Below are 816 nucleotides of genomic sequence, written 5' to 3'. Positions count from 1 at the left end.
ACATGGTGCTGACCGGCCGCATGATGGACGCGGCCGAGGCCGAGCGCGCGGGCCTGGTGTCGCGCGTGGTGCCGGCGGCCGAGCTGCTGGGCGTGACGATGGCGGCGGCGCAGGCGATCTGCGAATACGGCGGCCCGAGCGTGATGATGGCCAAGGAGGCGGTGAACCGTGCCTACGAAGGGCCGCTCGCCGAGGGCATCCAGTTCGAGCGCCGCATGTTCCACGCGCTGTTCGCGACCGAGGACCAGAAGGAAGGGATGGATGCGTTCGTCAACAAGCGCAAAGCGGTGTTCAAGCATCGCTAGGTTGGCGCTTCAAAGGCGCGTGCGGGGGTGACAAGCGAACAAATGAAGGTTGATTGCCGGGGTGTGGCTGCGTAGCCCGGATGCCAATCCGGGTCAGTGGTTGCTGTACACGAGCAACCGGCCCTTGTACGCCGCATGCGTGGCGTCCGCCACCTGCTGCAGCCGCTCCTCCTGCAGCGAGAACCCCATGGCTGCCATCTGCCGCGTGAAGGCCGCGCGGTTGCCGCGGTTCGGGTCGACGATCCAGACCTCGGCGCGTGCGCCGACATGGCGGCCGATGAAGCCGGCCAGCAGGCCGCCGTCGTCGCGCTCGTAGAGGATGTCGCTGCCGATCACCAGGTCGAAGCGGCCGCTGAGCGTCTGCTCGGCCTGCGGTACCGGCGGCAGCAGGTCGTCGGCGGATTCGGACCACTGCCCGTGCCGGTAGGCCATCGGCAGCAGGCCGTTGAGCCGCAGGTTCTCGGCGAGGAAGTCGGCGGTGAGCGGATGGCAGTCGCTCGCGGTCACGTCG

General features: G+C 68.6%; 2 protein-coding genes. One reads left to right on the top strand and one right to left on the bottom strand.

Translation table 11 applies throughout. From position 1 onward, the window contains the following. Positions 1-305, top strand: a 305-nt coding sequence (locus tag AC1D01_RS37055; RefSeq protein ID WP_477874855.1) for an enoyl-CoA hydratase-related protein, incomplete at its 5' end; no start/stop codon positions are given. A gap of 93 nt (positions 306-398) precedes the next feature. Here the strand turns inward: AC1D01_RS37055 and AC1D01_RS37050 are convergent. Continuing rightward, a partial coding sequence (locus tag AC1D01_RS37050) for a class I SAM-dependent methyltransferase (RefSeq protein ID WP_477874853.1) occupies positions 399-816 on the bottom strand: 418 nt, incomplete at its 5' end.

Source organism: Rhizobacter sp. P3_B12 (assembly GCF_056402895.1).
Note: the sequence above shows the minus strand (reverse complement) of the source record. Positions and strands in the feature narration are given on the sequence as shown.